Origin of the sequence: Streptomyces spongiae, assembly GCF_009377185.1 — a bacterium.
GTDB classification, from domain to species: Bacteria; Actinomycetota; Actinomycetes; order Streptomycetales; family Streptomycetaceae; genus Streptomyces; species Streptomyces spongiae.
Genome location: NZ_VJZC01000944.1, coordinates 1 through 2,305 on the forward strand (window position 1 = coordinate 1; position 2,305 = coordinate 2,305).

Genomic DNA, 2,305 nt, shown 5'->3' on the forward strand with positions numbered 1-2,305 from the left:
GGGGGGCACGGGATGTTCATCGTGCAGCGGCTGTGCCTGGACTGGGGGGTCATACGTACGCCCGGGGCCGCGGGGAAGACGGTGTGGGCGGAGGTCGGGGGCCCGGGCGCTCCGCTGGGTTGAGCCGGGTGACTGCGGGTTGTTCGTTGGCTGCGGGTCCGTTGGGGCTTGTCGCGCCGTTCCTCGCGCCCCTGGCGGGGTTGCGGGTTGTTCGTTGGGTGCCGGCCCGTTGTGGTTGCTCGCGCCGTTCCTCGCGCCCCTGGCGGGGCTGCAGGTTGTTCGTTGGCTGCGGGGCCGTTGGGGCTTGTCGCGCCGTTCCCCGCGCCCCTGGCGGGGCTGCGGGTTGGTTGTTGGGTGCGGGCCCGCTGTGGTTGCTCGCGCCGTTCCCCGCGCCCCTGATGGGGCGCGTCCCCCTGGCGCTCTGAAACGGCTCGCGCCCCGAACCTCTTGACGGAGGCAACCCGGGCGGCCTGACGGGGCGCAGCCCGGCCCTCCGGCGAGGCGTCTCTCGCCTCCCACGCGGCACCGCTCATCACCATGAAACCGGCACACACTTTGTCTTCCCCTTGTAAGGGGCTGGGCGTACCTTGACGAGCCAATCTGATGTTCCGTCAGAATGTGGGGTCCCGAGGTGTCGTACCGGACGTACCAGAAACGAACCGCCGCGCTCGCGTTCGCCGCGGCACTGGCCGGCTCGGCGGTGCTGATGGCCGCCCCCGCGGCCCAGGCCGACGTCGTGGACGTGAAGTACAACTGCAAGACGCCGATCGGTGACAAGTCCGCCGTCTCGCCGATCGACATCAAGGGCGTCAAGAGCGGCAGCGGCTACAAGATCACCATGTCGTGGCAGAAGGGCGTCTCGTCCAGCCCGGTGGAGCTGGGCAAGGGCTCGATGAGCCCGAGCGCCACCATCAAGCTGGGCGGCGCCGAGACCGGCACGCTCAACGTGAGCGGTCCCGCCAACGCGGAGGCCATCCCTGCCGAGACTCCCATCAAGATCAGCGACCTGAGCGGCACGTACACCCCGAAGAAGTCCGGCAAGGTCACCTTCACGCCGGGAGTGCTCACCATCAAGGCGCTCGGCACGACCACGACCTGCACACCCGGCAACAGCCCCGGACCGGCGCTCACCCTCGACGTCACGGCGGCCGGCGGGGGTTCGGGCTCGTCGAGCGGGACCCAGGGCGTTTCCGCGTCCGTCGGCTCCGGAGGCTCGGGCGGTTCCGGCGGGTCGGGCGGCTCCGGGAGCCAACTCCCCCAGACCGGACCCGAGGACTCCGCCGTCGCCCTCGGCACCCTCGGCGGCACGGTGCTGCTCGCGGGCGCGGCGGGCGTGCTGTGGCTGACCCGCAGGAACCAGACGGTCCGCCGCTGACCGTCGACCGCTGACCGTCGACGAGTCCCCGCCGGGAGCCGCCACCCCGCCGGGAGCCGCCACCCCGCCGGGAGCCGCCACCCCGCCGGGAGTCGCGCGCCGTGTGAATGACGCCCTCCAAGAGCCGCCGCGGAGCCGTACCGACCGTCCCGCTGGAGCCGCCGATGCGTGTCCTGATTGCCGTTGCCCTCCTGCTGGCCGCCATGGCGCCCACGGCCGTGGCCGACGGCGGCTGGTCCGTCGTGCCGTCGGGCGGCGGGCGGCCGTCCTTCTACGCGGAGGGCGCGCCCGGAGCGGTCCTCCAGGACACGGTGTCGGTGCGCAATCCGTCCGCCGAGCCGCTCAGGGTGCGGCTGGGCGGGGGGAGTTGGGTCGTCTTCGCACACGACAAGGCCGCCGCGCGCACGGTCACCGTCGACGTGCCCGCCCGCACGCGCGCGGAGGTGCCCTTCACGGTGAACGTCCCGGCCGGCGCCGCTCCGGGCGACCACGCGGACACTCTCACCGCCCGCTCCTCCGACGGCCGGTCGAAGACCGTACGGCTCCGGCTCCGGGTCGGCGGACCGACGTTGCCCGCACTCACCGTCGAGCACGTCACCGTCCGCGGTGAGCGCATCTCGTACGAGCTGGTCAACCGCGGTACCACCACACTGACCCCGAGCCTCGCGGTGCGCGCCGAGGGCCTCTTCGGCCGGCGTCTCCTGGACCGGGCGCCCCGCACCCTGCCGGTCGAACTGCCGCCGGGGCGTCGCGTGCGGCTCAGCGAACCGTGGCCCGACCGGCCCGTGCTGGACGCGGTGGACGTACGGCTGACGGTCACGGCGGACGGCGGGACGGCACGTGACGCGGGGTCGACGGCCGTGCGGTTCGTGCCGTGGGGCGCGGTGGCGGGGATCGCGGGCGGGGCGATGGCGGCGGGCGCCTTCCTCG

At 73.5% G+C, this 2,305-nt stretch carries 2 protein-coding genes and 1 pseudogene; all 3 read left to right on the top strand.

Annotation, left to right across the window (positions count from 1 at the left end):
- Window positions 1–123, top strand: a pseudogene (locus tag FNH08_RS52845) (ATP-binding protein); the annotation flags it as partial.
- 493 nt (window positions 124–616) lie between these two features.
- A complete protein-coding gene (locus FNH08_RS48970; RefSeq protein ID WP_152778387.1) occupies window positions 617–1,375 on the top strand; it encodes an LPXTG cell wall anchor domain-containing protein in 759 nt (252 codons plus the stop codon).
- A gap of 164 nt (window positions 1,376–1,539) precedes the next feature.
- Window positions 1,540–2,305, top strand: a 766-nt coding sequence (locus tag FNH08_RS48975; RefSeq protein ID WP_152778389.1) for a COG1361 family protein, incomplete at its 3' end; no start/stop codon positions are given.